Origin of the sequence: Streptomyces vietnamensis (assembly GCF_000830005.1) — a bacterium.
GTDB classification, from domain to species: Bacteria; Actinomycetota; Actinomycetes; order Streptomycetales; family Streptomycetaceae; genus Streptomyces; species Streptomyces vietnamensis.
The window spans coordinates 6726998-6751554 of record NZ_CP010407.1; the positions used below are offsets into that span (position 1 = coordinate 6726998).

Sequence of the window (24557 nt, forward strand, 5' to 3'; positions counted from 1 at the left end):
AAGGAGCAGACTATGAAGGTCTTCCAGAACATAGAGGAGCTGGAGCGGGCGGTGGGCACTCACCTGGGCCAATCCGGCTGGCACACCGTCACCCAGCGGCAGATCGACACCTTCGCCGAAGCCACCGGCGACTATCAGTGGATCCACGTCGACGCGGAGAAGGCGGCGGCCGGACCGTTCGGCGGCACGATCGCGCACGGCTACCTGACTCTGTCGCTGGTACCCATGCTCGGCTGGCAGATCTACCGGGTCGAAGGCGTGAAGACGGCGATCAACTACGGCGTGAACAAGGTCCGCTTTCCGTCTCCGGTGCCGGTCGGCTCCAAGGTACGGGCCGGCGTCGAACTCCTGTCGGTGGAATCCGGCGGCGGCGGTGGGCATCGGGTGACGGCGCGGGTCACCATCGAGCGTGAGGGCTCGGACAAGCCGGCCTGCGTGGCGGAGACCGTGAGCGTGGTGGCCTGATGTCCACGACGACGCAGAGACTGCCCGGTCTCGACCTGAGCCGGCTCGGCGACTGGCTGTCCGAGGCGGTGCCGAGGTCAGGCAGGGACCTCGCCGCTCATCTGCTCGCCGGCGGCAAATCCAACCTCACCTACGAGGTCACCGACGGTGTCGAGACGTGGATCGTCCGTCGGCCCCCACTGGGGCACGTTCTCGCGACCGCCCACGACATGGCCCGCGAGTACCGGGTGATGTCGGCGCTGCAGGACACCGACGTGCCCGTGCCGACGACGTACGCGCTGTGCGAGGACGAGGACGTGCTGGGCGCCGGGTTCTATGTGATGCAGCGGGTCGAGGGCACGCCGTACCGCCACGCCGCCGAGCTCGAACGCCTCGGCCCGGAGCGGACCCGGCTGATCTCGACCGGGCTGGTCGACACGCTGGCCACGCTCCACGAGGTCGACCCCGCCGAGGTGGGCCTCGCCGACCTCGGCCGTCCGGAGGGGTTCCTGGCCCGCCAGGTGCGCCGGTGGAAGAAGCAGCTCGACGCGTCGTACTGCCGCGAACTGCCCGCCGCCGACGAGCTTCACGCCCGGCTCGCCGCCCAGATACCGCGGGAGTCGGCACCGGGCATCGTGCACGGCGACTACCGGCTCGACAACGTCCTCGTCGATGACGACGACCGGCCGGCCGCTGTCATCGACTGGGAGATGGCCACCCTCGGTGACCCGCTGACCGACCTGGCGCTGCTGGTGCTCTACCAGCGGCTCGGCACGCTACTCGGCGGAAGCGTGGTGCCCGACGCCGCGTCGGCGCCGGGTTTCCTCACCGGGGACGAGATCGTCCAGCGGTACGCCTCACGCAGCGATCGCGATCTGTCCCGCTTCGGGTTCTACCTCGGACTCGCCTCGTTCAAGCTGGCCGCGATCCTCGAAGGCATCCACTACCGCCATCGGAACGGCCAGACCATCGGCCCGGGATTCGAGCACGTCGGCAAGGTCGTCCCTCCCCTGCTCGACGCCGGACTCACCTCACTCAAGGAGCACCGCTGATGGATTTCGCCATCGACGCGAAGACCGAGGAGCTGCGCGCTGCCCTCCTCGACTTCATGGACCGCCATGTGTACCCGGCCGAGCCGGTCTTCCGCGAGCAGCTCGGCCGGCTCACCGACCGCTGGGCGTGGACCTCGGTGCCGGTGCTCGCCGAGCTCCGGGCCGAGGCCCGGCGCCGCGGGCTGTGGAATCTCTTCCTCCCCGGCGAGCACGGCGCGGGACTGACCAACCTCCAGTACGCACCACTGGCCGAGATCACCGGCCGCAGCGGGCACCTGGCCCCGGCCGCCCTGAACTGCGCCGCCCCGGACACCGGGAACATGGAGGTGCTGGCGATGTTCGGCACCGAGCCGCAGCGCAAGGAGTGGCTGGAGCCGCTGCTGGCCGGCGAGATCCGCTCGGCCTTCGCGATGACCGAACCGGACGCGGCCTCCTCGGACGCCACCAACATCGCCACCCGGATCGAGCGGGACGGCGACGAGTACGTCCTCAACGGCCGCAAGTGGTGGATCACCGGCGCGATGAACCCCGACGCCCGGATCTTCATCGTGATGGGCAAGACCGACCCCACCGCCGATCGGCACCACCAGCAGTCGATGATCCTCGTACCCCGCGACACCCCCGGTCTGGAGATCGTGCGCGGCATGGAGGTCTTCGGCTACGACGACCACGACCACGGCGGCCACGCCGAGCTGATCTTCACCGACGTGCGGGTCCCAGTCACGAACCTGGTCGGCGGCGAGGGAGACGGCTTCGCCGTCGCGCAGGCCCGCCTCGGACCGGGCCGGATCCACCACTGCATGCGCGCCATCGGTGTTGCAGAGCGGGCCGTCGAGCTCATGTGCGCTCGAGCCGACGAGCGCGTCGCGTTCGGCAAGCCGCTGGCCGAGCAGGGTGTCGTCCGCGACTGGATCGCCGAATCCAGGGTTCGTATCGAGCAACTGCGTCTGCTGGTGCTGAAGACGGCGTGGCTGATGGACACGGTCGGAAACAAGGGCGCCCACACCGAGATCCAGGCCATCAAGATCGCGACCCCGTCCACGGTGCAGTGGATCCTCGACAAGGCCATCCAGGTGCACGGTGCCGGCGGACTCTCACAGGACTTCCCATTGGCCGCTGCCTACGCGAGCATCCGCACCCTGCGCTTCGCCGACGGCCCGGACGAGGTGCACAAGAACGCGCTGGCCCGAGCCGAGCTGTGCCGACAGAGAGAGGCGCGGTGATCACTGACTCGCCGCTCTCACGGGTCGATGACTTCCTCACCGCCCACGAGCCCGTGAGGACAGCGGCTGGAGTTCCAGCGGCCGTCTTCGACTCGGAGCCCGCCTGGGCCGGTCACCTCGGCAGGCCGGCCGACGAGCTGTCCGTCCGGTCCGTGCAGCGGCTATCGACCGCCTGGGGCGTCCACCGCCCTCCTGCCTGGAGGGCTGCGTACACAGGGGTGCCACCCCTCACGCAGGTGAATCGAGTGCCCGGGCGGCCGTCACGTGGGGCGGCCCCGGTGTCCCGGGGTGAACTAGACCTTCTCGACGGTCACGCGTGGGTGGTCGGTAGTGAGCATGGTGATGTCCTCGACATCTGACGTCAGGATCGTGACGCGGCCGGGCTGGGCGAGGGCGGTGGCGCAGAGCATGGCGTCGACGGCGCACTTGTGGCCGTGCAGTCCGGCCGTGCGCAGCAAGGCGGCGGCGGACTGGGCGATGGACTGGGTGACCGGTTCGACCCGGAGCCGGGACAGCGTCCACTTCAAAGCGGCGTCATTGATCCTGGGGTGCACCACCTCGACGAGTACCGCGGCGGAGGTGATCACGGGAAGGTCGGCATCGCGGGCGGCGGTGAGCCATTCGTGGATCGCGCGGTCGCGTTGCACGGCCTTGGCCAGGCCCTCGCTGTCCAGGATGAGCGCACCACTCACGCGGCTGCCCCGGCCCCGACTCCGGAGGAGGGGCTGCCGGTGAGCTTGGCCCGCTTGGCCGCTACGGCCTCGGGATCGGCGGGGCCGTTGGCATCGTCGAAGTCGGCGATCAGCTCGTCCAGGTTGTCACGCTCGATCTGCCGTAGCGCGGCCCTCTCCAGGTACGCGGAAACACCACGCTTGCCGACCCGCTCGCGGATCGCTTGCAGGGTGCCGGCGGTCAGGGAGACGGAGATGCCGCTGCTGGGACCGTCGCCGGGCGGGAAGCCGGTGTCGTCGTCAGCCATGACAGAAGTATGGCATTTCGAATGCCATGCGGGGAGGTTACTCGCTGTGATGTGAGGCGGCATCGGTGAGCTGTGCCGAGGCTGGTCGACTGGATGGCGGGTGGGCTTGATGGTGCAGGCGTGAGGTGCGGTTGGCGGCTCCGGTTCTCCCCAGATTCTCCCCAGCGTTCTGTGGAGCCTCGAAAGCCCAGGTCAGGGCCCCCTTTGAAGGTAGGGCGAGGAGATCACCCGCATCACTTCTCCCCAGGGACTCCCCAGAGCCTGAAATGGGCGGTTTGTGGAGGAGGTGCAGGAGCAAACCGTGCGTGCGGTGTGAGTAGGCTTGATCGCTCTCTAGAGCCAGTCCCGACGCTTGAAAATCACGTACAAACCGGTGCAGACAACCCCCATCAGGCCGATCGCGAACGGGTATCCGCCCACCCAGTGCAACTCCGGCATGGTGTCGAAGTTCATCCCGTAGATGGTTCCAACGAGTGTGGGTGCAAAGAGAATTGCAGCCCAGGCTGAAATCTTCTTGATCTCCTCGTTCTGCTCGAAGCCCGCTTCCGCCAAGGCCCGCATCTCCGCGTTCTGTTCCTGGGTGACCAGGGTCGCGTTGACCGTGAGGATTTCCGTCAGGGCCTGGCGGAAGCCGTCGACGCGCTCGCTGGTGTGGGTGACGTGGTCGGCGACGTCGCGGAGGTAGCGCTGGAGTTCCTCGTCCGTGCCGTACTTGGCGAAGCCGGCCATCAGGGCGTGGAGCATGCCCACCAGGGGGCGGGTGGCGCGCTGGAACTCGACCATCTCGCGGGAGAGTTCGTAGATGCGGCGGGAGACCGCCGGGTCGCCGCCGAAGACCTCCGTCTCGATCTCGTCGATGTCGTTCTGGACGCCCGCCACCACCGGGGCGTAGCCGTCGACCACCGCGTCGAGGATCGCGTACAGCACCGCTTCGGGGCCCAGGGCCAGCAGATCGGGGTTCTCCTCCATGCGGCGGCGGACGGCCGAGAGGTCGGGGGCGGCGCCGTGCCGGACCGTGATGAGGAAGTCGGGGCCCACGAAGACGTGGAGCTCGCCGAAGTCGACCTCCTCCGGGGCGTCCAGGTAGCGGGCGGCGCGCAGGACGACGAAGAGCGTGTCGCCGTACCGTTCCAGCTTGGGGCGCTGGTGGGCCTCCATCGCGTCCTCGACCGCCAGCTCGTGCAGGTCGAACTCGGCCGCCAGGGAGTGGAGTTCCTCCTCGGTCGGGCGCTGGAGGCCGATCCAGGCCATGCCGTCGGGGTGTTCGCGCAGCTGCCGGAAGGTGTCCGCGAGGGTGGTGGGGGAGGAGACCCGGTGGCCGTCCCGGTAGAGCGCCGAGTGCACCACGCTCGGCTCCGCCGAGGGCGGCCGCACGGGCGAGTTCATGGGCGGCGGCTCGGGCCGGCGGCGCCAGGCGGCGCGGGGGTGGCGGTCGGACATCGCCGTGCACCTCCTCCTCGGTCTGCGGGTCTGGGGCAGGATATATGGGGTGAATCCATCCTGTAGGGATCCCGGATCTTGGATTCCGGGCCTTGGATCCCGTATCCCGTATCCCGTATCCCGTATCCGGGATCTCGTATCCCGGGTCCCGGATCTCATATCCCGTATCCGGGATCTTGGATCCCGGCCGGTTCGCATTCAGGACTGTGGCTGTCCGCAAGTCCCGGTAGCGTGCCGATCATGGCCCTCAAGACGCCCCACCCCGTGCTCGGCCCCCGCGCCCTGAACCGCGCCACCCTCGACCGGCAGCTGCTTCTGCGCCCCGCCGCACTCGGTGTCGAGGAGGCCGTCGGCCACCTCGTGGGTCTCCAGGCCCAGAACACCAAGCCCCCGTACTACGCGCTCGCCGCCCGCCTCGACGGGTTCCGGCCCGAGCAGCTGTCCGCGCTCATGGAGTCCCGGGCCGTCGCCCGGATCGTCTCGCTGCGGTCCACCGTCCACACCCATACCGCCCGCGACGCCGTCGGCCTGCGGCGGCTCGTGCAGGCCGGGGCCATCGACCGGGAGCTGAGGATGTTCCGCAAGGGGCTCGACGGCGTCGACCTCGACCGGCTCACCGCCCTGGCGACCGCGTACGTGGAGGAGCGGCCCCGTACCCCCAAGGAGCTGCGGGAGCACCTGCTCCGGGAGTGGCCGGACGCCGACCCGCAGGCGCTCACCATCGCCGCCCGCTGCCTGCTGCTCATGGTGCAGGTCACCCCGCGCGGTCTGTGGGGGCGCAGCGGGCAGGTCGCGCTCACGACCGTCCGCGCGTGGTTCGACGGGGTCGAGGACCGGGCCGCCGACCTCGACGAGACCGTGCGGCGCTACCTCGGTGCCTTCGGGCCCGCCTCCGTCAAGGACATGCAGATCTGGTGCGGTCTCACCCGCCTCCGCCCGGCCTTCGAGCGGTTGCGGCCGGAGCTCCTCGTCTTCCGGGACGAGCAGGGCACCGAGCTCTTCGACCTCCCCGACGCGCCCCGCCCCGACGAGGACACCCCGGCCCCGCCCCGCTTCCTGCCCGAGTTCGACAACCTGCTGCTCTCGCACGCCGACCGCACCCGCGTCGTCCCCGCCGCGTACCGCTCCCGCACCTGGACCGGCAACCAGGCGCACCGCGTCTTCCTCCTCGACGGCTTCCTCGCCGGGCTCTGGCGCCTCGACGAGGCGAAGGACCGCACCACGCTCACCATCGAACCCTTCACCCGCCCGACCCGGGCGCAGAGTGCCGCACTGACCGCCGAGGCGGAGCGGACCCTTCGGCTGCTGGGGCCGGCGGGCGTCCCGTACGACATCGTGCACGCGGACGCCTGAGCTTCCGCCCCCCTACGGCAGGACCCCCGCCCTCCGCGCCGCCACCACCGCCTCCAGGCGGGTGTGGGCGCCCAGTTTGCGCATGGCCGAGCGCAGGTAGCCCTTCACCGTCTCCGGGCGCAGGCCCAGGCGCCCGGCCGCCGTCGCGTTCGTCGCGCCCGAGGCGACCGCCGCCAGGACGTCCGTCTCGCGGGGGGTGAGGGCGACGCCGGGGAGCGCGGGGGCCGTGCCGGAGGCCGATTCGAGGCGGCCGCAGACGGCGAGGAGACGGTCCCGGAGCCCCGGGTCGAGGACCTTCGGGGCCAGCTCGCGCAGCTCCCCGTACGCCGCCCGGACCTCCTCCCAGGAAGGGCCCGGCGGCGGGGGCGCGAGCAGTTGCCGCACCTCGTCCCGTACCGCGAGGGCCTGCTCGACGTCACGGGCCGCCGCCATCGCCGCGTCGAAGACCCGCTCGCCGATCGGCAGGGACTCGCGCAGCGCCCCGTACAGCACCCCGCGCACCTTGCGCCGTACGACGACGGGGACGGCGATCACCGAGCGCAGGCCCTCCGCCGAGACCGGAACGTCGTACTCGTGGGTGATGTGCCGCGACGCCTGGTAGTCCGTGACCGCGCACGGCCGGGAGAGGGCCAGGCACTTCCCGCCCAGGCCCGAGCCGGCCGAGATCGCCAGTCCGCGCAGTGCGGGCGTCACCGCCCCGCTCAGCTCGGCGATCCGCACCGTGCGGCCCGTGGCCCCCTCCTGGAGCAGTCCGCCGAAGACGACGGGCAGCCCGCTGGCGCGCCTCAGCCGCAGCAGCGCCGTACGCAACTCCACCGCTTCCACCATCTCGGGCACGGAACCACTCCTTCACCCCCGAACGGGGGTAGTGAGACCTGGGTCACCGATTACACGATGTCCGGGACAGTCCCGCAATGAGGAGGACACATGACGGCCACGAGCGCGACCGGTGCGACGGAGAGGTTCCGGGCCGCCCGGGACTTCCTGCTGCAGCATCGCGAGGACTACGAGACGGCCTACGAGGGCTTCGCCTGGCCCCGGCCCGACCGTTTCAACTGGGCGCTCGAATGGTTCGACGTCATCGCGCGGGACAACGACCGGACCGCGCTGCACATCGTCGAGGAGGACGGCTCCGAGACGCGGGTGAGCTTCGCCGAGATGTCCGCCCGCTCGAACCGGGTCGCGAACTGGCTCCGCGCCCAGGGCGTGCGCGCCGGCGACCGGATCATCCTGATGCTCGGCAACCAGGTCGAGCTGTGGGAGACCGTGCTCGCCGCGATGAAGCTGCGCGCCGTCCTCATCCCCGCCACCCCGCTCCTCGGCCCCGCCGACCTGCGTGACCGCGTCGACCGGGGCCACGCCCGGCACGTGATCGTGCGCGCCGAGGACACCGCCAAGTTCGACGACGTCCCCGGGGACTACACCCGGATCTCGGTGGGCGGCGACGGGGTGAACTGGCTGGGGTACGAGCACGCCGCCCAGGAGTCGGACGTGTTCGAGCCCGACGGCGTCACCCTCGCCGACGACACCCTGATGCTGTACTTCACCTCCGGCACGACCGCCCGCCCCAAGCTGGTCGAGCACACCCACACCTCGTACCCCGTCGGCCACCTCTCGACGATGTACTGGATCGGCCTCAAGCCCGGCGACGTGCACCTCAACATCTCCTCGCCGGGCTGGGCGAAGCACGCCTGGTCCAACCTCTTCGCGCCGTGGAACGCCGAGGCGACCGTCTTCATCCACAACTACACCCGCTTCGACCCGGCCCGCCTCATGGACGAGATGGAGCGGAACGGCGTCACCAGCTTCTGCGCCCCGCCGACCGTGTGGCGGATGCTGATCCAGGCCGACCTCGGCCAGCTGAAGACCCCGCCGCGCGAGGTCGTCGCCGCCGGCGAACCGCTCAACCCCGAGGTCATCGAGTCGGTGCGGCGCGCTTGGGGCGTCACCATCCGCGACGGCTTCGGCCAGACCGAGACCGCCGTCCAGGTCTCCAACAGCCCCGGCCAGCGGCTCAAGGAGGGCTCCATGGGACGCCCGAGCCCCGGCTTCAAGGTCACCCTCGTCGACCCGGTGAGCGGCCGGCCGGACGTCGAGGAGGGCGAGATCTGCCTCGACCTCTCCGCCCACCCGGTGGGCCTGATGACCGGCTACCACGGCGACCCGGAGCGTACGGCGGAGGCGATGGCCGACGGCTACTACCGCACCGGCGACATCGGCTCCCGCGACGAGGACGGCTACATCACGTACATCGGGCGCGCCGACGACGTCTTCAAGGCCAGTGACTACAAGATCTCCCCCTTCGAGCTGGAGAGCGCGCTCCTGGAGCACGAGGCCGTCGCCGAGGCGGCCGTCGTCCCCGCCCCCGACCCGCTGCGGCTCGCCGTCCCCAAGGCGTACATCGTCCTCGCGGCGGGCTGGGAGCCGACCGCGGAGACCGCGAAGGCCCTCTTCGCCCACTCGCGCGCGGTCCTCGCCCCGTACAAGCGCGTCCGCCGCATCGAGTTCGCCGACCTGCCCAAGACGGTCTCCGGGAAGATCCGGCGCGTCGAACTGCGCCGGCTGACGGCGGAGGGCGGCGGCAAGGAGTACGTGGAAGGGGACCTCGGATGAACCTGTCCTACGCACATGGCGTGTCGGACACGCCGCTCCTCGGCGACACCATCGCCGACAACCTCGACCGGGCCGTCGCCGCCTGGCCCGACCGGGAGGCCCTCGTCGACGTTCCGAGTGGGCGCCGCTGGACGTACGCGCAGTTCGGCGCCGACGTCGACCGGCTCGCCGGCTCCCTGCTCGGCAGCGGGGTCCGCAAGGGCGACCGGGTCGGCATCTGGGCGGTGAACTGCGCCGAGTGGGTCCTCGTCCAGTACGCCACCGCCCGCATCGGCGCGATCATGGTGAACATCAACCCGGCCTATCGCGCCCACGAGTTGGAGTACGTCCTCAAGCAGGCCGGCATCTCGCTCCTGTTCGCCTCGCTCACGCACAAGACGAGCGACTACCGGGCCATGGTCGAGGAAGTGCGGGGCGCGTGCCCCGAGTTGCGCGAGGCCGTCTACTTCGGCGACCCGAGCTGGGACGCGCTGCTCGCCCGGACGCCCGGGGAGCTCCGCCCGGAGCCGCTCTCCTGCGACGAGCCCGTCAATATCCAGTACACCTCGGGGACGACGGGCTTCCCGAAGGGCGCCACGCTCTCCCACCACAACATCCTCAACAACGGTTATTTCGTGGGCGAGATGATCGCCTACAGCGAGCAGGACCGCATCTGTATCCCGGTGCCCTTCTACCACTGCTTCGGCATGGTCATGGGGAACCTCGCGGCCACCTCGCACGGCGCCTGCATGGTCATCCCGGCCGCCTCCTTCGACCCGGCGGCCACCCTCCGGGCGGTCCAGGAGGAGCGCTGCACCTCCCTCTACGGGGTGCCGACGATGTTCATCGCCGAGCTCAACCTCCCCGACTTCGCCTCGTACGACCTCTCCACGCTCCGCACCGGGATCATGGCGGGCTCGCCGTGCCCGGTCGAGGTGATGAAGCGGGTCGTCGCCGAGATGAACATGGCGGAGGTGTCGATCTGCTACGGCATGACCGAGACCTCGCCCGTCTCCACCCAGACCCGCCGCGACGACGACCTGGAGCGCCGCACCGGCACCGTCGGCCGGGTCATGCCGCACGTCGAGGTGAAGGTCGTCGACCCGGCGACCGGTCTGACGGTCGAGCGCGGTGAGGCGGGGGAGCTGTGCACCCGCGGCTACAGCGTGATGCTCGGCTACTGGGACGAGCCGGAGAAGACCGCCGAGGCGATCGACACCGGCCGCTGGATGCACACCGGGGACCTGGCGGTGATGCGGGACGACGGCTACGTGCAGATCGTCGGCCGCATCAAGGACATGATCATCCGGGGCGGGGAGAACGTGTACCCGCGCGAGATCGAGGAGTTCCTCTACGGGCACCCCAAGATCGCGGACGTCCAGGTCGTCGGCGTCCCCGACGAGCGGTACGGCGAGGAGATCCTGGCCTGCGTGATCCCGCGCGACCCCGCCGACCCGCCCACCCTGGACGAGGTCACCGCCTTCTGCCGGGACCGGCTCGCCCACTACAAGATCCCGCGCAGGGTGGAGGTCCTCACCGCGTTCCCGATGACGGTGAGCGGCAAGGTGCGGAAGGTGGAGCTGCGGCAGAAGTACGGTTCCTAGCGGTTCCTGACGGCTCCCCGCGGTTCCTGGACGACCTCCGGTTCCTGGACGACCTCCCGGCGCATGCAGACGCGGGGCCAGACCGACAGGCCGTGGGCCGCCTCGGCGCGGCTGATGGCGCGCAGGCCCTCCGTGAGCGCCGGGTCGGATTCAGTGAGCGTACGGAAGCCGAGCCGCGTGTAGTACGGGGCGTTCCACGGCACTTCGGTGAAGGTCGTCAGCGTCAGGGCCGCCAGGCCCTGCTCCCTGGCGGCCTCCGCCAGGTGCTCGATCAGCGCCCGGCCGACACCCCTGCGGGCGGCGTCCGGGTGCACCGACACCTGCTCGATGTGGGCGGCGCCGTCGACGGTGTCCATCAGCAGGTACGCGACCGGGCGGTCGGCGGCGTCCACCGCCACCCAGGCCCGCCCCGCACTGCGGTACGCCTCCAGGACGTCCAGGGGCAGCGGGTCGTCGTCGGCGATCGCCGCCATGCCGAGGGTACGGAACGGCTCGCCCGCCGCCCGTTCGATGTCCTGGAGCAGCGGGAGTTCGGCCGGAGCGGCCGCTCTGATGCGCATACGACAGTATGGCGCGGCCTCAGCGCGGCGGGCCGCCCGCACCCGGGCCGCCGTCCGACGGCGGCCGGTTCCGGTCGACCTCCCGGGGGCGGTTCCGGTCGACCTCCTGGGGGCGGTCGAGCAGCCCGCCGTCGCGCGAGAAGCGGGGCAGGAACAGGGCCAGGGCCGGATCGCCGTACAACGCCACGTACAGCTGGACGAGCCGGCCGTCCGTCACCTCGCGCCGGTGGGCCGGCAGCGGATACCGCTCCCGCAGGCCGGTCAGGAGCCGCCGCGCCGTCTTCGTGGTGTCCGGCAGGCGCAGCAGCACCACCGCCACCAGGACCGGCGGCACCCCGGCCGCGAGCGCCCCGGCGAGGCCCGCCCCCTCGGCCCCGGTCAGGAACGGCCCCGCAAGTGCTGTCAGCGGGACGCAGCCGAGCAGCACCCGGGCCGCCCACAGCCGCACGGGCGGACGGAGCAGCCCGGCCCCGCGCAGCTCGCCGCGCAGTGCGTCCACCGCCCGCCGCGCCTCGGGCCGCAGCGCGAGGGCCCGCAGCGCGAGCGCCCGGTGCAGCGCCCCGTGCACGCCTAGCTGTACGGGGTCACGCGTGCGGCCCGGCCCGCCATTGGCCCGAATCGTATGTTTACGGCCCGCCGCGACCGCCCCGCGCTGATGCAGCGCCACCAGGGCCACGGTGACGGCCGCCCGCCGCCCGCCCCGCAGCAGCGCGAGGGCCTGCGGCGGGGGCACGGCGCCCTCCCCGGTCTCCTCGCTGCGGGTTCCGCCGCTTCGCAACAGCAGGGCGGCGAGCAGGAGTTCACCCCAGGCCGCTCCGATGAACCACCACGTCCCCGTCGGCATGACAGCCACCCCCCGAGGGTGTTGTGCCCGGGAGAGCGTGATCGTCACGCGTGAATGGCCGATTTCGGATGCCGAGGAGTTGTGTGGGGGTGCTGTGGGTCAGGCGCCGCCCGCCGCCAGGTCGTCCGCGGCGTTGTTGATCGGCTGCGGGGTGCCCGTCAGGTCGAGGACGAAGAGCGGGAGCCCGACCTCGGCGGCGCGCGAGCGGGCCTCCGGGGTGTAGCCCGCGAGCGAGAAGAACACGCTCACGGTGGCGGTGCTCAGCCCGTTGAGCCAGAGGCACTCGACGGCCCGCAGCCCGGTGGGCCGGGTGCTCGGGTCGACCTGGGCGACCAGGCCGGGCGCCCGCAGGTCCACGCCGGACGAGGGGCGCTCCTCGGGCTGGACGACGTCCCTGAAGCCGAGCCAGCGCAGGTACCCGGCCGCTGCCGCGACCGCGTCCCGCGAGGTCCGGATCGTCACGGGCCGGAAGGGCCCGCGCAGCGGAGCCGGGCGCGGGGCCGCGGGCGGCGGCGGGATGCGCACGGGATACCGCTCGGCGAACGTACGGGGACGCGCGGGACCGGTCCCGTCCGTACCGCGCCCCGTCCTGCCGGCACCGCCCCGGGCCTTCGGCCCCGGCTCGAACCACGGCGAACCGGGCTCGACGGGCACGGCCCGCGCCCCGCCCGCGGGACCCTCGCCTGCGGGGCGGCCACCGGCACCGCCGACCGTCCCGCCGGAGGCGCCCGCACCACCGGTCCGGCCGCCGCCGGACGAAGCCTCCCGGCCGGGCCGGCGACGGTCACCCGCGCCACCGCTCGTACCACCGGCCCGGCCACCGCCCGCACCGCCGGCCCGGCCACCACCTGTACCGCTGGCCCGGCCGCCGTCCGTACCTCCGGACCGGCCGTCGGAGGCGCCGTCGGCCGTACCGGGCCTGCCCGTCCCGGCCCTGCCCGTGCCAGCCCTGCCCGTGCCGGGCCCTTCCACGGGACCGCCGTCCGTACGGCGGCCCCCGGAAGCGGGGCCCGTCGCCCCGGCTCCGCCCGTACCGGCTCCGCCCGCCCCGGGAAGTCCGGTACGGGCTCCGCCCGGGTGCCTGTGGTTCGTACCAGGCCCCTCCGTACGGGGCCGGTCCGTACCGGCTCCCGTGCGAGGGACGCCCGTACCGGTTCCGGCCACGCCCCCGGCCGTCCCGCCCGTACCGCTTCCGGCCACCCCGCCCGCCGCGCCGCCGGCGCCCGCGCCGGTCCCGCCCGTCGCCCCCGGCTCCGTACCCGTGGCGTCCGTCGGCTGTACCGGTACCCGCAGCACCGTCCCGCAGGGGCAGCCCAGTTCCGGGTGGGGCCAGTCGCTCTCGCGGCCGCAGGCCCCGCAGCGGACGGTGACCCATTCGTCCGCCCAGTTCCGGTGCGTGATCGGCTCCGCGGCCGCGCCCGCCGTCACCGGTGGCGCGACGGGGCTCCCGCACGCGCAGGGGAAGACGGGTGGCGCGTACGCCTGCGTGCGCAGGCATTCCGGACAGCGCACCGGTACCGACTCGCCCACAGCCCAACCCCCTGTCGTTCCGCCCCATCGTCCACCCATCCGACACCCCGGGGGAGGGTGTTCGGCCACTTCCGTGATCCCGGCGGGCGGACTTCTCTTGACGGCTCTCCGGAGCCCGACCTACATTGCTTCCGTATAGCAGAACAGTATTTCCGCATTACGGAAACAGGCGGCCGGGCCTCCCGAGACGGGGCCCCGCCTGGATCCGCCCGGCCGAAGCAGGAGCACTCCCATGCCTCGTATGACCGCCGCCGCAGCGGCCGTTGAGATCCTCAAGCGCGAAGGCGTCACCCAGGCGTTCGGCGTCCCCGGCGCGGCGATCAACCCCTTCTACCGCGAGCTCAAGAACGTCGGCGGCGTCAACCACACGCTCGCCCGCCACGTCGAGGGCGCGTCCCACATGGCCGAGGGCTACACCCGTGCCAAGGCCGGCAACATCGGCGTCTGCATCGGTACGTCCGGCCCCGCCGGCACCGACATGATCACCGGCCTGTACTCGGCCATCGCGGACTCCATCCCGATCCTGTGCATCACCGGCCAGGCCCCGGTCTCGAAGCTCCACAAGGAGGACTTCCAGGCCGTCGACATCGCCTCGATCGCCAAGCCGGTCACCAAGGCCGCGACGACCGTCCTGGAGGCCGCGCAGGTCCCGGGCGTCTTCCAGCAGGCCTTCCACCTGATGCGCTCCGGTCGTCCCGGCCCGGTCCTCATCGACCTGCCGATCGACGTCCAGCTGACCGAGATCGAGTTCGACCCGGAGACCTACGAGCCGCTGCCGGTCTACAAGCCGTCCGCGACCCGCGCCCAGGCCGAGAAGGCCCTCGGCTTCCTCCTGGAGGCCGAGCGCCCGCTGATCGTCGCCGGCGGCGGCATCATCAACGCCGACGCCTCCGACCTCCTCGTCGAGTTCGCCGAGCTGACCGACATCCCGGTCATCTCCACCCTCATGGGCTGGGGCACCATCCCGGACGACCACGAGCTCGCCGCCGGCATGGTCGGCGTCCAGACCGCGCACCGCTACGGCAACGCGACCTTCCTGGAGTCCGACACCGTCATCGGCATCGGCAACCGCTGGGCCAACCGCCACACCGGTTACAACATGGACGCCTACACCAAGGGCCGGAAGTTCGTCCACGTCGACATCGAGCCCACCCAGATCGGCAAGATCTTCGCCCCGGACTACGGAATCGCCTCCGACGCCAAGGTCGCCCTGGAGCTCTTCGTCGAGATCGCCAAGGAGTGGAAGGCCGCCGGCAAGCTCCCGGACTTCTCCGCCTGGGCCGCCTCCGCGCAGGAGCGCAAGGCCACCCTCCAGCGCCGCACGCACTTCGACAACATCCCGATCAAGCCGCAGCGCGTCTACGAGGAGATGAACAAGGCCTTCGGCCCGGAGACCCGCTACGTCACCACCATCGGTCTCTCCCAGATCGCGGCCGCGCAGTTCCTGCACGTCTACAAGCCGCGCCACTGGATCAACTGCGGCCAGGCCGGCCCCCTCGGCTGGACCATCCCGGCCGCCATCGGTGCCGCCACCGCCGACCCGGAGACCCCGGTCGTCGCGCTCTCCGGCGACTACGACTTCCAGTTCATGATCGAAGAGCTGGCGGTCGCCGCCCAGCACAAGGTCCCCTACGTCCACGTCCTCGTGAACAACGCCTACCTCGGTCTGATCCGGCAGGCGCAGGGCAACCTCGGCATCAACTTCGAGGTCAACCTCGAGTTCGAGAACATCAACACCCCGGAGATCGGCGTCTACGGCGTCGACCACGTCAAGGTCGCCGAGGGCCTGGGCGTCAAGGCGATCCGCGTCACCGACCCGGACAAGCTGGGCGAGGCGCTGGAGGAGGCCAAGAAGCTGGCCGTCGAGCACCAGGTCCCGGTCGTCGTCGAGGCCATCCTGGAGCGCATCACCAACATCGCCATGAGCAAGACGGTCGACGTCAGCGACGTCACCGAGTTCGAGGACCTGGCCACCGAGCCCGGCCACGCGCCGACCGCGATCAAGGCCCTCCAGGTCTGATTCACGGCGTCGTGAGACGACCCCCGCCCCGAGGAGCACCGGGGCGGGGGTCTCCCTGTGCCGCCACGAGGACCGCGCCCGCCTCCGTCCACTCGTAGAGGACCGAGCGGCCCGCCCGTCCCCGCCGTACGAGCCCGGCGTCGAGCAGCACCTTCAGGTGCCGGCCGACCGAGCCGAGCCCCTGCCCCGTGAGCGCCACCAACTGGCTGGTGGACAGCGGGGATCCGAGCCGTACGAGCACCCCGGCGCGGGCCGTCCCGAGCAGGGCCCCCAAGGCCTCCGGCACCGCCGGACCGGCCGCGTCCGCCAGGGCTCCCGCGCAGGCGTAGACGATCGAGTACCGCTCCGTCCCCTCCCACGACACCCAGCCGGTCGCCGGCGTCACCGGGACGAACAGCAGGCGCCCCCGGTCGATCGAACGCGGCGGATAGTCACGGGTGTTGACCTGGAGCCGTCCGTCGCCCAGCCAGCGCATCTTCCCCGGGCACAGCTCGTCGAGCGCCGCCGCCCAGCCGCCCCGGCTCAGCATCGCCGTCCGCGCCACCACGTCGGCCTCCAGGATCCGCCGCCGGCGCACCCACTCCGGCCGTACCGTCTCCCGCCACACCCAGCCCAGTACCTCCGCGAGCCGCTCCGGCAGATCGCGCGCCGAGCGCAGCGGCTCCGGCACCGGTCCGCCGATCGCCACCGCCAACTGGTCCACGGCGTCGGCCGGTTCGGCCGCCCGGACCGCCTCGACCTCCTCCTCGAAGCTCCGCTCGCGGTCGCCAAGGGGGGTCGGGGTGAGGAAGTCCGCGTTCCAGGTGGGCCCGATCGCCGCCCGTACGAGCAGCGCGTCGAGCGGTTCGGCCGCGAGCCGCTCCCGGTACGCGGGCAGGTGCCGGTCGAGCCAGGCGCGCTCGCCGGGGTGCGCCGCCGCCCCCTTGTGCAGGGTCTTCAGCGAGGCGATCGTCTCCGCGAGCGGGGAGAAGACGAACGAGCTCTCCGCCAGGGTGTCCGTGCCGACCTGCCACCAGCCCATGTTTCGCCTCCCCGCGAAACATTACCGGTGGTCCGCGCGCTCTCCGAGACTCCGCTCCATGCCCCGTTACCGCTCTCTCTTCCGCACGCCCGAATTCACCCCGCTCTTCCTCACCGGCGCCGCCCACACCGCCGCCCAGACCGTCGCCGGACTCGGTCTCGCCACGCTCGTCTACCGCGCGACCGGGTCCCCGTTCCTCTCCGCCCTGGCCCTCTTCGGCCCCTCGCTCGCCCAGCTCCTCGGCGCGACCACGCTGCTCTCCGCCGCCGACCGGCTGCCGCCGCGCGCCGCGCTCTCCGGCATCGCCCTCTTCTTCGCCCTCGGCACCGCCGTCCTCGCGATCCCCGCGCTGCCGACCTGGGCGGTCTTCGTGATCCTGTTCGCCGAGGGGCTCGCGGCCTCACTGGGCGGCGGGGTGCGCTACGGGCTCCTGAACGAGATCCTCCCGCGCGAGGAGTACCTCCTCGGCCGCTCCGTGACGAACATGGCCGGCGGCGCCTGCCAGATCGGCGGCTTCGCCACCGGCGGCCTCCTCGTCGCCCTGCTCTCGCCCCGCGGCGCGGTCCTCGTCGGCGCCGGGCTCTACCTCGCCGCCGCCCTGGCCGCCCGCCTCGGCCTCGGGGCGCGCCCGCCCCGCGCGGCCGGGCGGCCCTCGGTCGCCGAGACCTGGCGCACCAACGGACGCCTCCTGGCCGCTCCCGCCCGCCGCCGCGCCTACGTCGCGCTCTGGGTGCCGAACGGCCTGATCGTCGGCTGCGAGTCGCTCTTCGTGCCGTACGCCCCCGAGCGCGCCGGGCTCCTCTTCGCCTGCGGCGCGCTCGGGATGCTGGCGGGGGACACCGCGATCGGCCGCTTCGTACCGGCGCGGCTGCGCGAACGGATCCGCTTCCCGCTCCAGGCGCTGCTCGCCGCCCCGTTCCTGCTGTTCGCCCTCGACCCGGGGCTGCCCTTGGCGACCGTCCTCGTGACCGTGTCGGCGGTCGGGTACGGGGCGAGCCTGCTGCACCAGGAGAAGCTGATGACCCTGGTGCCGGACGAACTGAGCGGCCACGCCCTCGGGCTGCACACCTCGGGGATGCTCGCGCTCCAGGGCGTGAGCGCGGCCCTGGCCGGCACCCTCGCCCAGTACACGTCACCGCGCACGGGAATGGTGCTGCTCGCCCTCGCCTCGCTCACCGTGACGTTCCTGCTGGCCCGGGCGGAGGGGAGGGGCGCCGGGGCGCGGGAGCGCTCCACCGCGGAGGCGTAGAAAAGAAGAAGAGCGCGGAACCAGGGACCGTAAACCTGGTTCCGCGCTCTCCGGCTTGTGACCGCCCGACGGCACGAGGCTGGCGCGACAGGACGTTCGCGTCGCCGGGCGGAGTCTTGGAGACCCCTCGCGAGAAGGGGGGCGTTGGGACCGCGGCGGTGCCGACGGGCGCCGTGGCGGTTCCCCTTCCTTCAGGTCAAGAAGGGGGCCCGGCGTCCTTACCACCGCACTGGCTCGGAGCCGCCGCGGTCCTCACGCTTGTCCGGTTCGCCGACCACCCCTCATCCGGGCCGGCGATCCGGACCACGTACGGCACTGACCTCCCGTCATGTGCCGTACGCAGTCTGGGTGTTGCCGCGCGATCAGTCGCGCAGGGCCTCGACGGCCTCGCGGACGCGCTTGCCGTAGTCGGCGTCGGCGGCGGCGAAGTGCGCGAGGTTCTTCTCGATGACGTCCTCGCGGGACACCTGGGACAGGCCGCCGGCGATGTTGGCGACCAGGCGCTTCTTCTCGTCCTCGGACATCAGGCGGTAGAGCTCACCGGCCTGGAAGAAGTCGTCGTCCTTGGTGTGCGCGGGCGCCTCGTGGGTGCCGGTCCAGCCGTGGATCGCGAGCGGCGCGGAGAGCGCGGCGTCGGTCTGGGCCGGGCCCTGGTACGAGTTGGGCTCGTAGTTCTTGTCGTGGCGCGAGCCGTTGCGGGTGGCCATGAAGCCGTCGCGGCCGTAGTTCTCGGCGACGGTCGCCTTGGGGGCGTTCACCGGGAGCTGGGTGTGGTTGACGCCGAGGCGGTAGCGGTGGGCGTCCGCGTAGGCGAAGAGACGGCCCTGGAGCATCTTGTCCGGCGAGGGGCCGATGCCCGGCACGAAGTTGTTCGGGGAGAACGCGGCCTGCTCGACCTCGGCGAAGACGTTGTCCGGGTTGCGGTCGAGGACCAGGCGGCCCACGCGCTGCAGCGGGTAGTCGCTGTGCGGCCACACCTTGGTGAGGTCGAACGGGTTGAAGCGGTAGTCCGCGGCCTCGGCGGCCGGCATGACCTGGACGTACAGGGTCCAGCTCGGGTTCACACCGCGCTCGATGGCCTGGAGCAGGTCGGTCTGGTGCGAGTTGGCGTCCTTGCCGACGAGCTCGGCGGCCTGCTCGGCGGAGAGGGAGCGGATGCCCTGGTTCGTCTTGAAGTGGTACTTGACGAAGAAGGCCTCGCCCGCCTCGTTGGTCCACTGGTAGGTGTGCGAGCCGTAGCCGTTCATGTGACGGTACGAGGCCGGGATGCCGCGGTCGCCCATGAGCCAGGTGATCTGGTGGGTGGCCTCGGGGGCGTGCGCCCAGAAGTCCCAGACGTTGTCCGGCTCCTGCTTGCCCGTGAAGGGGTCGCGCTTCTGCGAGTGGATGAAGTCGGGGAACTTGATCGGGTCCTTGATGAAGAACACCGGGGTGTTGTTGCCGACGAGGTCGTAGTTGCCCTCTTCGGTGTAGAACTTCAGGGCGAAGCCGCGGGGGTCGCGGACCGCGTCCGCGCCGCCGAGCGAGTCGGCCACGGTGGAGAAGCGGATGAAGGTCTCGGTCTTCTTGCCGACCTCACCGAGGAAGTTCGCCTTGGTGTACGCGGTGACGTCGTCGGTCACCTCGAAGTAGCCGTACGCGCCGGAACCGCGGGCGTGCACCACGCGCTCCGGGATCCGCTCACGGTTGAAGCGCGCGAGCTTCTCCAGCAGGTGCTGGTCCTGGAGGAGGAGAGGGCCACCGACGCCGGCGGTGGCGGAGTTCTGGTTGTCGGCGACGGGGGCGCCGGACTCGGTCGTAAGCACGCGCTTCGACATCGTGACCTTCCGTACGGGAGCTCTGCTGACGGTGCGAGGAGCGTAAATTCGGCTCGAACAGCGCGTCAACAGTTTGTTGAAAATGAAGTGTGGTGTTCCGGTCGGCGGCGACGCCTGGGCGCGACAGGACAGGTTGTCAGCGCCGCCGCCGACCGGAAATCAGGGGCCCCGGGAAGGGGCTGGAGCCTGGCCCGGAAGACAGGCCCCAGGGGGTCAGACCTGCTGGCCGGAGAGGCGCTCGACGGCGCGCAGCAGGGCCGAGTGGTCCAGGCCGCCGTCACCCTGCGCGCGCAGCGAGGCGACGAGCTGGGCGACGACCGCGCCGACCGGGAGGGCCGCACCGACGTTGCGGGCGGCGTCGGTGACGATGCCCATGTCCTTGTGGTGCAGGTCGATCCGGAAGCCGGGCTTGAAGTCCCGGTTCAGGAAGTTGTCCTTCTTGCGGGTCAGCACGGTCGAGCCGGCCAGACCGCCGTTGAGGACGTCGAGGGCGGCGTTGAGGTCCACGCCCGACTTCTCCAGGAAGACGACGGCCTCGGCGCAGGCCTGGATGTTGACCGCGACGATGAGCTGGTTGGCGGCCTTCACCGTCTGGCCGGAGCCGTGCGGGCCGCAGAGCACGATGGTCTTGCCGAGGGCCTCGAGGATCGGGAGGGCCTCGTCGAAGTCGGCCTGCTCGCCGCCGACCATGATGGAGAGCACGGCCTCGATGGCGCCGGCCTCGCCGCCGGAGACGGGCGCGTCGATGACGCGGATGCCCTTCTCCTTGGCGTTCTTGGCGAGGTCGACCGAGGTCTGCGGGGTGATCGAGGACATGTCCACGATCAGCGCGCCCTGCTTGGCGTTCTCCAGGATGCCCTCGGGGCCGTAGGAGATGGCCTCGACCTGCGGGGAGGCGGGCACCATCGTGATGATGACGTCGGCGTCCTTGACGGCCTCGGCGATCGAGCCGGCGGCGGTGCCGCCGGCCTTGGCCAGGCGGTCCAGCTTGTCCTGCTCCAGGGTGAAGCCGGTGACCGAGTAGCCGGCCTTCAGGAGGTTCTCGGACATGGGGGAGCCCATGATGCCGAGGCCGATCCACGCAATCGTCGGGAGGGTGGGCTGGGAGGAATCAGCGAGGTTGCTCATTGGGGAGGGTCCTTCTCTGAAGCTTCGTACGAAAAGGTCGGGGGTCGCCTGGCGGAACGCCCGGACTCACTTGGCCGGGCGGGCCTCGGCGGGCAGCCACTCGAAGGAGGCGGCGGCGTCGGCGGCCTTGTACTCCAGGCCGACCCAGCCGTCGTAGCCGGCCTTCTTCAGCTCGTCGAGGAGCTGCTCCAGGGGGAGCTCGCCGGTGCCCGGCGCGCCGCGGCCCGGCTTGTCGGCGATCTGCACGTGGCCGGTCTTGTCGGCGTACTGTGCGATGACCGCGCTGACGTCCTCGCCGTTCATGGCCAGGTGGTAGATGTCGAGCAGGAACTTCGCGTTCCCGAGGCCCGTGGCGGCGTTGACCTTGTCGACGATCTCGATCGCGGAGGGGGCGCTCACCAGCGGGTAGAGCGGCGACTCCGGCTTGTTGAGGGTCTCGACGAGGAGGATCGCGCCGATCCGGTCCGCCGCGCGGGCGGCCAGGACCAGGTTCTCCAGGGCGAGGGTGTCCTGGATCTGCGGGTCGACGCCCTCGACGCGGTTGCCGTAGAGCGCGTTGAGCGCCTTGCAGCCGACCGAGGCGGCGAAGTCGGCGGCCACCTCGATGTTGGCGCGGAAGCGGTCCGACTCTTCCCCGGGCACGGAGAGGGCTCCGCGGTCCGGGCCGGGGAGCTGCCCGGCGTAGAAGTTCAGGCCCACCAGCTGGGTGCCGGCGTCCTCAAGGGCCTTCTTGAGGGCGTCGAGCTCGCTCTGCTCGGGGGTGGCGGTGTCGATCCAGGGCCACCACAGCTCGACCGCGGTGAAGCCCGCCGCGGCGGCGGCCGCGGGGCGCTCCAGGAGCGGGAGTTCCGTGAAGAGGATCGACAGGTTCACATCGAAGCGCTGGTCCGTGTATCCCATGAGGGGCGGCGCTCCTTCCGTATTGCGGAAGTAAGTTTCTGTCTGACGGAATGTTGCAAGGGGGTTGCCCCACTTGTCAAGAGGTCCCCGCAGGTCCGGGGCTCCCGCAGGCCGGGGCGGGGCCTTAGCGTGGGGCCATGGAGCGTTTGAGAGTGGAGTTCACGACCGAGCCGTTCGACCTCGACGAGGCGCCGGCGCACGCGGTCGTGGCCCGTGAGGTCATCCAGTCGGCCGAGCTGGACGCGGTCGACGTCGGCCCCTTCGGCAACACGGCGGAGGGCGGCGCCGACGCGGTGCTCACCGCCGTCGACGCCCTGCTGCGCAAGTCGCTCGCGGCCGGTGCCACGCGCGTCTCGCTCCAGGTCAACGTGATCGGGGAGGGCGAGAAGTGAGCGAGCACCCCTTGGTGGCGGCGGTGAAGCCCCTGGTGGACGCCATGGGCGCCGAGCTGCTCGTCCCCGCGCAGGCGGAGGGTGACGACGTCGTCCTGTCCTGGGAGGGGGAGGACGTGCTCGCCGTGCGCCTGCCGCAGCTCTCGGACTCCCTGGACCACATCCTCGCGGCGATGGAGCGGCGGCACGGGATGCCGCTGGCCGAGCTGGACCGCAAGGCGAAGCAGGAGATCGTCCGGATCCTGGAGGCACGGGGTGCCTTCTCCGTGCGCCACGGCGTGGAGACGGTGGCGGGCGCCCTCGGCGTCAGCCGCTTCACCGTGTACAACTACCTGAACAGGGAGACCGCCCTGAACAGGGAAAAGGCCGCCAAGAGCGAGTAGTTGATCATGTCTGACCAGGAGCCGTCGTCCAGATGTCGGGACGACGGCTTTTGTGTGGCCGAGTTTTCAACAAAGTGTTGACGTTGTGTTGCGGAGGGCGTTAGCTATCCGCAGCCCGTTCGACGCACAGCGAAAAACAGCCACGGAGGCTTCCCGTGACTTCAGGTACGACACCGGGTCTGACCCGGTTCAACACCTCCTCGGACAGCGAGGCCGTCGCCGCGCTCCATGAGGTGTGTTCCAGTTCGGCGTGGGGGAGCAAGCTGCTCGCCCAGCGCCCGTTCTCCACCGCCGAAGCCCTCTTCCTCGCCAGCGACGCCGCCATGGCCGAGCTGACCGCCGAGGACCTGGCCGAGGCGATGGCGGGGCACCCGCCGATCGGTCGTCCGAAGGAAGGGGACCCGACCTCCTCCCGCGAACAGAGCGGGATGGCCGGCGCCTCCGCGGAGCTCAAGGCCGAGATGCTCGAACTCAACCTGGCCTACCAGGACAAGTTCGGTCACGTCTTCCTCATCTGCGCCACCGGCAGGACCGGCGAGCAGATGCGCGACGCGGTCCGGGAGCGGATCGGCAACTCGCCCGAGACGGAGCGGGAGATCGTCCGCACCGAACTGGGCAAGATCAACCGCATCCGGCTGACCCGTCTCGTGGAGACCCCCGAGTCCCCCGAGACCTCCGAGACCCCCGAGGAAGCGAGCTCCCGATGAGCACCGACACCACCGCCTCGGTGTCCACCCACATCCTGGACACCAGCATCGGCCGCCCGGCCGAGGGCGTGACCATCACGCTCGCGGCCCGCAGCGGCTCCGACGCGGAGTGGGTCACGCTCGGCGGCTCCGCCACCGACGCGGACGGGCGCTGCAAGGACCTGCCGGCGCTGCCGGAAGAAACCACCCACGTGCGTCTCGACTTCGAGACCGAGACGTACTTCGCCAAGAAGCAAGCCGAGGCGCAGCAGGACGCCCCCCGCGTAAGGGACAGCGGTGCGTTCTTCCCGGAGGTGGCGATCACGTTCGCCGTCAAGCCGGGCGAGCACTACCACGTACCGCTGCTGCTCAACCCGTTCGGCTACTCCGTTTACCGAGGGAGCTAGCAGACATGCCCACGATTCTCGGCCAGAACCAGTACGGCAAAGCAGAGAACCGCGTCGTCAAGATCACGCGGGACGGCGCCACCCACCACATCAAGGACCTGAACGTCTCCGTCGCCCTCTCCGGCGACCTCGACGACGTCCACCTCACCGGCTCGAACGCCAACTGCCTCCCCACCGACACGACGAAGAACACCGTCTTCGCGTTCGCCAAGGAGTACGGCATCGAGTCCGCCGAGCAGTTCGGCATCCACCTCGCCCGCCACTTCGTGACGAGCCAGGAGCCGATCAAGAAGGCGCGGATCCGGATCGAGGAGTACGCCTGGGAGCGCATCGCCTCCTCCGACGCCAACTCCAAGTTCATCGGCGCCGACGAGGTCAACCACTCCTTCGTCCGCAAGGGCCAGGAGACCCGCGTCTCGCAGATCACCTACGACGGCGAGAAGTGGGAGGTCATCTCCGGCCTCAAGGACCTCGTCGTCATGAACTCCACCAACTCGGAGTTCTGGGGCTACATCAAGGACAAGTACACCACCCTCCAGGAGGCGTACGACCGCATCCTGGCCACCCAGGTGTCCGGTCGCTGGCGGTTCAACTGGACCGACGACGAGCAGCGCATGCCCAACTGGGAGCGGTCCTACGAGCAGACCAGGAAGCACATGCTCGAGGCCTTCTCGGAGACGTACTCGTACTCCCTGCAGCAGACGCTGTACCAGATGGCCACGCGCATCATCAACCACCGCTCGGAGATCGACGAAGTCCGCTTCTCGCTCCCGAACAAGCACCACTTCCTGGTGGACCTCGAGCCCTTCGGCCTGAAGAACGACAACGAGGTCTACTACGCCGCCGACCGCATGTACGGCCTCATCGAGGCCACCGTCCTCCGCGACGGAGCCACGGCGCTCATCCCGGTCGACATGACCAACCTCTAAGCGG

At 71.0% G+C, this 24557-nt stretch carries 24 protein-coding genes; 13 read left to right on the forward strand and 11 right to left on the reverse strand.

The features are described 5' to 3' along the window. Positions 1-12 precede the first annotated feature (12 nt). Genes SVTN_RS30175 through SVTN_RS30185 form a run of 3 tightly spaced genes read left to right on the forward strand, consistent with a single transcriptional unit; the run spans position 13 to position 2719 of the window. The gene (locus tag SVTN_RS30175) at positions 13-465 is read left to right on the forward strand and encodes a MaoC family dehydratase (protein WP_041131924.1); all 453 of its coding nucleotides are present in this window, start codon (positions 13-15) and stop codon (positions 463-465) included. Then, positions 465-1496 carry a phosphotransferase family protein gene (locus SVTN_RS30180; protein WP_041131925.1) on the forward strand — a complete coding sequence of 344 codons (1032 nt, stop codon included), beginning with the start codon at positions 465-467 and terminating at the stop codon, positions 1494-1496. The genes SVTN_RS30175 and SVTN_RS30180 overlap by 1 nt, the downstream gene beginning before the upstream one ends. Continuing rightward, positions 1496-2719 (forward strand): acyl-CoA dehydrogenase family protein, encoded by a 1224-nt coding sequence (locus tag SVTN_RS30185; RefSeq protein ID WP_041131926.1) that lies wholly within the window; start codon positions 1496-1498, stop codon positions 2717-2719. The genes SVTN_RS30180 and SVTN_RS30185 overlap by 1 nt, the downstream gene beginning before the upstream one ends. 293 nt (positions 2720-3012) lie before the next feature. Here the strand turns inward: SVTN_RS30185 and SVTN_RS30190 are convergent, their stop codons facing one another. The 3 genes from SVTN_RS30190 to SVTN_RS30200 form a co-directional block, all read right to left on the reverse strand. Then, positions 3013-3411: a type II toxin-antitoxin system VapC family toxin gene (locus SVTN_RS30190; protein WP_041131927.1), complete on the reverse strand. Its 399-nt coding sequence runs from the start codon at positions 3409-3411 to the stop codon at positions 3013-3015. Beyond that, positions 3408-3698 carry a hypothetical protein gene (locus tag SVTN_RS30195; protein ID WP_041131928.1) on the reverse strand — a complete coding sequence of 97 codons (291 nt, stop codon included), beginning with the start codon at positions 3696-3698 and terminating at the stop codon, positions 3408-3410. Before SVTN_RS30195 ends, SVTN_RS30190 begins: the two co-directional genes overlap by 4 nt. A gap of 333 nt (positions 3699-4031) precedes the next feature. Further along, positions 4032-5138, reverse strand: a complete 1107-nt coding sequence (locus SVTN_RS30200) for a magnesium and cobalt transport protein CorA (protein ID WP_041131929.1) — start codon at positions 5136-5138, stop codon at positions 4032-4034. A gap of 240 nt (positions 5139-5378) precedes the next feature. Between SVTN_RS30200 and SVTN_RS30205 the strand changes: the two genes are divergently transcribed. After that, positions 5379-6491 (forward strand): winged helix DNA-binding domain-containing protein, encoded by a 1113-nt coding sequence (locus SVTN_RS30205; protein ID WP_041131930.1) that lies wholly within the window; start codon positions 5379-5381, stop codon positions 6489-6491. A gap of 12 nt (positions 6492-6503) precedes the next feature. On the opposite strand, the gene SVTN_RS30210 is transcribed toward SVTN_RS30205, so the two are convergent. Next, positions 6504-7328 (reverse strand): helix-turn-helix transcriptional regulator, encoded by an 825-nt coding sequence (locus tag SVTN_RS30210; protein WP_041131931.1) that lies wholly within the window; start codon positions 7326-7328, stop codon positions 6504-6506. Positions 7329-7418: 90 nt separating this feature from the next. Here SVTN_RS30210 and SVTN_RS30215 point away from each other — a divergent pair, with 90 nt between their 5' ends. Continuing rightward, positions 7419-9104: an AMP-binding protein gene (locus SVTN_RS30215; RefSeq protein WP_041131932.1), complete on the forward strand. Its 1686-nt coding sequence runs from the start codon at positions 7419-7421 to the stop codon at positions 9102-9104. Then, the gene (locus SVTN_RS30220) at positions 9101-10687 is read left to right on the forward strand and encodes an AMP-binding protein (RefSeq protein ID WP_041131933.1); all 1587 of its coding nucleotides are present in this window, start codon (positions 9101-9103) and stop codon (positions 10685-10687) included. Before SVTN_RS30215 ends, SVTN_RS30220 begins: the two co-directional genes overlap by 4 nt. Here SVTN_RS30220 and SVTN_RS30225 read toward each other — a convergent pair. The 3 genes from SVTN_RS30225 to SVTN_RS46660 all read right to left on the reverse strand — a co-directional run bounded on the left by SVTN_RS30225 (position 10684) and on the right by SVTN_RS46660 (position 13621). After that, positions 10684-11247: a GNAT family N-acetyltransferase gene (locus tag SVTN_RS30225; protein WP_052499383.1), complete on the reverse strand. Its 564-nt coding sequence runs from the start codon at positions 11245-11247 to the stop codon at positions 10684-10686. The genes SVTN_RS30220 and SVTN_RS30225 overlap by 4 nt on opposite strands. Positions 11248-11266: 19 nt before the next feature. Continuing rightward, a complete protein-coding gene (locus tag SVTN_RS30230; RefSeq protein ID WP_041131934.1) occupies positions 11267-12091 on the reverse strand; it encodes a TIGR04222 domain-containing membrane protein in 825 nt (274 codons plus the stop codon). A gap of 99 nt (positions 12092-12190) precedes the next feature. Beyond that, positions 12191-13621: a hypothetical protein gene (locus SVTN_RS46660; protein WP_425429023.1), complete on the reverse strand. Its 1431-nt coding sequence runs from the start codon at positions 13619-13621 to the stop codon at positions 12191-12193. A 232-nt stretch (positions 13622-13853) separates the two neighbouring features. On the opposite strand from SVTN_RS46660, the gene gcl reads away from it, so the two are divergent. Beyond that, complete coding sequence (gene gcl, locus SVTN_RS30240) at positions 13854-15641, forward strand: glyoxylate carboligase (RefSeq protein ID WP_041131935.1); 1788 nt, start codon at positions 13854-13856, stop codon at positions 15639-15641. A gap of 1 nt (position 15642) precedes the next feature. Here the strand turns inward: gcl and SVTN_RS30245 are convergent, their stop codons facing one another. Next, positions 15643-16662 (reverse strand): ArsR/SmtB family transcription factor, encoded by a 1020-nt coding sequence (locus SVTN_RS30245; RefSeq protein ID WP_041131936.1) that lies wholly within the window; start codon positions 16660-16662, stop codon positions 15643-15645. Positions 16663-16720: 58 nt separating this feature from the next. Here SVTN_RS30245 and SVTN_RS30250 point away from each other — a divergent pair, with 58 nt between their 5' ends. Beyond that, a complete protein-coding gene (locus SVTN_RS30250; RefSeq protein WP_041131937.1) occupies positions 16721-17911 on the forward strand; it encodes an MFS transporter in 1191 nt (396 codons plus the stop codon). A 362-nt stretch (positions 17912-18273) separates the two neighbouring features. On the opposite strand, the gene SVTN_RS30255 is transcribed toward SVTN_RS30250, so the two are convergent. From SVTN_RS30255 to SVTN_RS30265, 3 genes are all read right to left on the reverse strand, one after another. Beyond that, positions 18274-19728, reverse strand: coding sequence for a catalase (locus SVTN_RS30255; RefSeq protein ID WP_041131938.1), 1455 nt, complete (start codon positions 19726-19728; stop codon positions 18274-18276). 213 nt (positions 19729-19941) lie between these two features. Beyond that, positions 19942-20856, reverse strand: coding sequence for a 2-hydroxy-3-oxopropionate reductase (locus SVTN_RS30260; protein ID WP_041131939.1), 915 nt, complete (start codon positions 20854-20856; stop codon positions 19942-19944). Positions 20857-20922: 66 nt separating this feature from the next. Continuing rightward, positions 20923-21756, reverse strand: a complete 834-nt coding sequence (locus tag SVTN_RS30265) for a TIM barrel protein (protein ID WP_041131940.1) — start codon at positions 21754-21756, stop codon at positions 20923-20925. Between the two features lie 137 nt (positions 21757-21893). On the opposite strand from SVTN_RS30265, the gene SVTN_RS30270 reads away from it, so the two are divergent. The 5 genes from SVTN_RS30270 to pucL all read left to right on the forward strand — a co-directional run bounded on the left by SVTN_RS30270 (position 21894) and on the right by pucL (position 24553). Continuing rightward, on the forward strand, positions 21894-22148 hold the full coding sequence (locus tag SVTN_RS30270; RefSeq protein WP_078908558.1) for a YkoF family thiamine-binding protein: 255 nt from the start codon (positions 21894-21896) through the stop codon (positions 22146-22148). A 44-nt stretch (positions 22149-22192) separates the two neighbouring features. Next, positions 22193-22531, forward strand: a complete 339-nt coding sequence (locus SVTN_RS30275; protein ID WP_052499744.1) for a helix-turn-helix domain-containing protein — start codon at positions 22193-22195, stop codon at positions 22529-22531. A gap of 155 nt (positions 22532-22686) precedes the next feature. Continuing rightward, positions 22687-23238: a 2-oxo-4-hydroxy-4-carboxy-5-ureidoimidazoline decarboxylase gene (uraD, locus tag SVTN_RS30280; RefSeq protein ID WP_041131943.1), complete on the forward strand. Its 552-nt coding sequence runs from the start codon at positions 22687-22689 to the stop codon at positions 23236-23238. Next, positions 23235-23624: a hydroxyisourate hydrolase gene (uraH, locus tag SVTN_RS30285; protein ID WP_041131944.1), complete on the forward strand. Its 390-nt coding sequence runs from the start codon at positions 23235-23237 to the stop codon at positions 23622-23624. The genes uraD and uraH overlap by 4 nt, the downstream gene beginning before the upstream one ends. 5 nt (positions 23625-23629) lie before the next feature. Then, on the forward strand, positions 23630-24553 hold the full coding sequence (gene pucL, locus SVTN_RS30290; RefSeq protein WP_041131945.1) for a factor-independent urate hydroxylase: 924 nt from the start codon (positions 23630-23632) through the stop codon (positions 24551-24553). The last annotated feature ends 4 nt before the right edge of the window (positions 24554-24557 follow it).

Excerpts from the sequence above, each read along its gene's own strand:
- SVTN_RS30175 (WP_041131924.1), top strand. The coding sequence starts at position 13 with ATGAAGGTCTTCCAGAACATAGAGGAGCTGGAGCGGGCGGTGGGCACT.
- SVTN_RS30180 (WP_041131925.1), top strand. The coding sequence starts at position 465 with ATGTCCACGACGACGCAGAGACTGCCCGGTCTCGACCTGAGCCGGCTC.
- SVTN_RS30185 (WP_041131926.1), top strand. The coding sequence starts at position 1,496 with ATGGATTTCGCCATCGACGCGAAGACCGAGGAGCTGCGCGCTGCCCTC.
- SVTN_RS30195 (WP_041131928.1), bottom strand. The coding sequence starts at position 3,698 with ATGGCTGACGACGACACCGGCTTCCCGCCCGGCGACGGTCCCAGCAGC.
- SVTN_RS30200 (WP_041131929.1), bottom strand. The coding sequence starts at position 5,138 with ATGTCCGACCGCCACCCCCGCGCCGCCTGGCGCCGCCGGCCCGAGCCG.
- SVTN_RS30205 (WP_041131930.1), top strand. The coding sequence starts at position 5,379 with ATGGCCCTCAAGACGCCCCACCCCGTGCTCGGCCCCCGCGCCCTGAAC.
- SVTN_RS30215 (WP_041131932.1), top strand. The coding sequence starts at position 7,419 with ATGACGGCCACGAGCGCGACCGGTGCGACGGAGAGGTTCCGGGCCGCC.
- SVTN_RS30220 (WP_041131933.1), top strand. The coding sequence starts at position 9,101 with ATGAACCTGTCCTACGCACATGGCGTGTCGGACACGCCGCTCCTCGGC.
- SVTN_RS30225 (WP_052499383.1), bottom strand. The coding sequence starts at position 11,247 with ATGCGCATCAGAGCGGCCGCTCCGGCCGAACTCCCGCTGCTCCAGGAC.
- SVTN_RS30230 (WP_041131934.1), bottom strand. The coding sequence starts at position 12,091 with ATGCCGACGGGGACGTGGTGGTTCATCGGAGCGGCCTGGGGTGAACTC.
- gcl (WP_041131935.1), top strand. The coding sequence starts at position 13,854 with ATGCCTCGTATGACCGCCGCCGCAGCGGCCGTTGAGATCCTCAAGCGC.
- SVTN_RS30245 (WP_041131936.1), bottom strand. The coding sequence starts at position 16,662 with ATGGGCTGGTGGCAGGTCGGCACGGACACCCTGGCGGAGAGCTCGTTC.
- SVTN_RS30250 (WP_041131937.1), top strand. The coding sequence starts at position 16,721 with ATGCCCCGTTACCGCTCTCTCTTCCGCACGCCCGAATTCACCCCGCTC.
- SVTN_RS30255 (WP_041131938.1), bottom strand. The coding sequence starts at position 19,728 with ATGTCGAAGCGCGTGCTTACGACCGAGTCCGGCGCCCCCGTCGCCGAC.
- SVTN_RS30260 (WP_041131939.1), bottom strand. The coding sequence starts at position 20,856 with ATGAGCAACCTCGCTGATTCCTCCCAGCCCACCCTCCCGACGATTGCG.
- SVTN_RS30265 (WP_041131940.1), bottom strand. The coding sequence starts at position 21,756 with ATGGGATACACGGACCAGCGCTTCGATGTGAACCTGTCGATCCTCTTC.
- SVTN_RS30270 (WP_078908558.1), top strand. The coding sequence starts at position 21,894 with ATGGAGCGTTTGAGAGTGGAGTTCACGACCGAGCCGTTCGACCTCGAC.
- SVTN_RS30275 (WP_052499744.1), top strand. The coding sequence starts at position 22,193 with ATGGGCGCCGAGCTGCTCGTCCCCGCGCAGGCGGAGGGTGACGACGTC.
- uraH (WP_041131944.1), top strand. The coding sequence starts at position 23,235 with ATGAGCACCGACACCACCGCCTCGGTGTCCACCCACATCCTGGACACC.
- pucL (WP_041131945.1), top strand. The coding sequence starts at position 23,630 with ATGCCCACGATTCTCGGCCAGAACCAGTACGGCAAAGCAGAGAACCGC.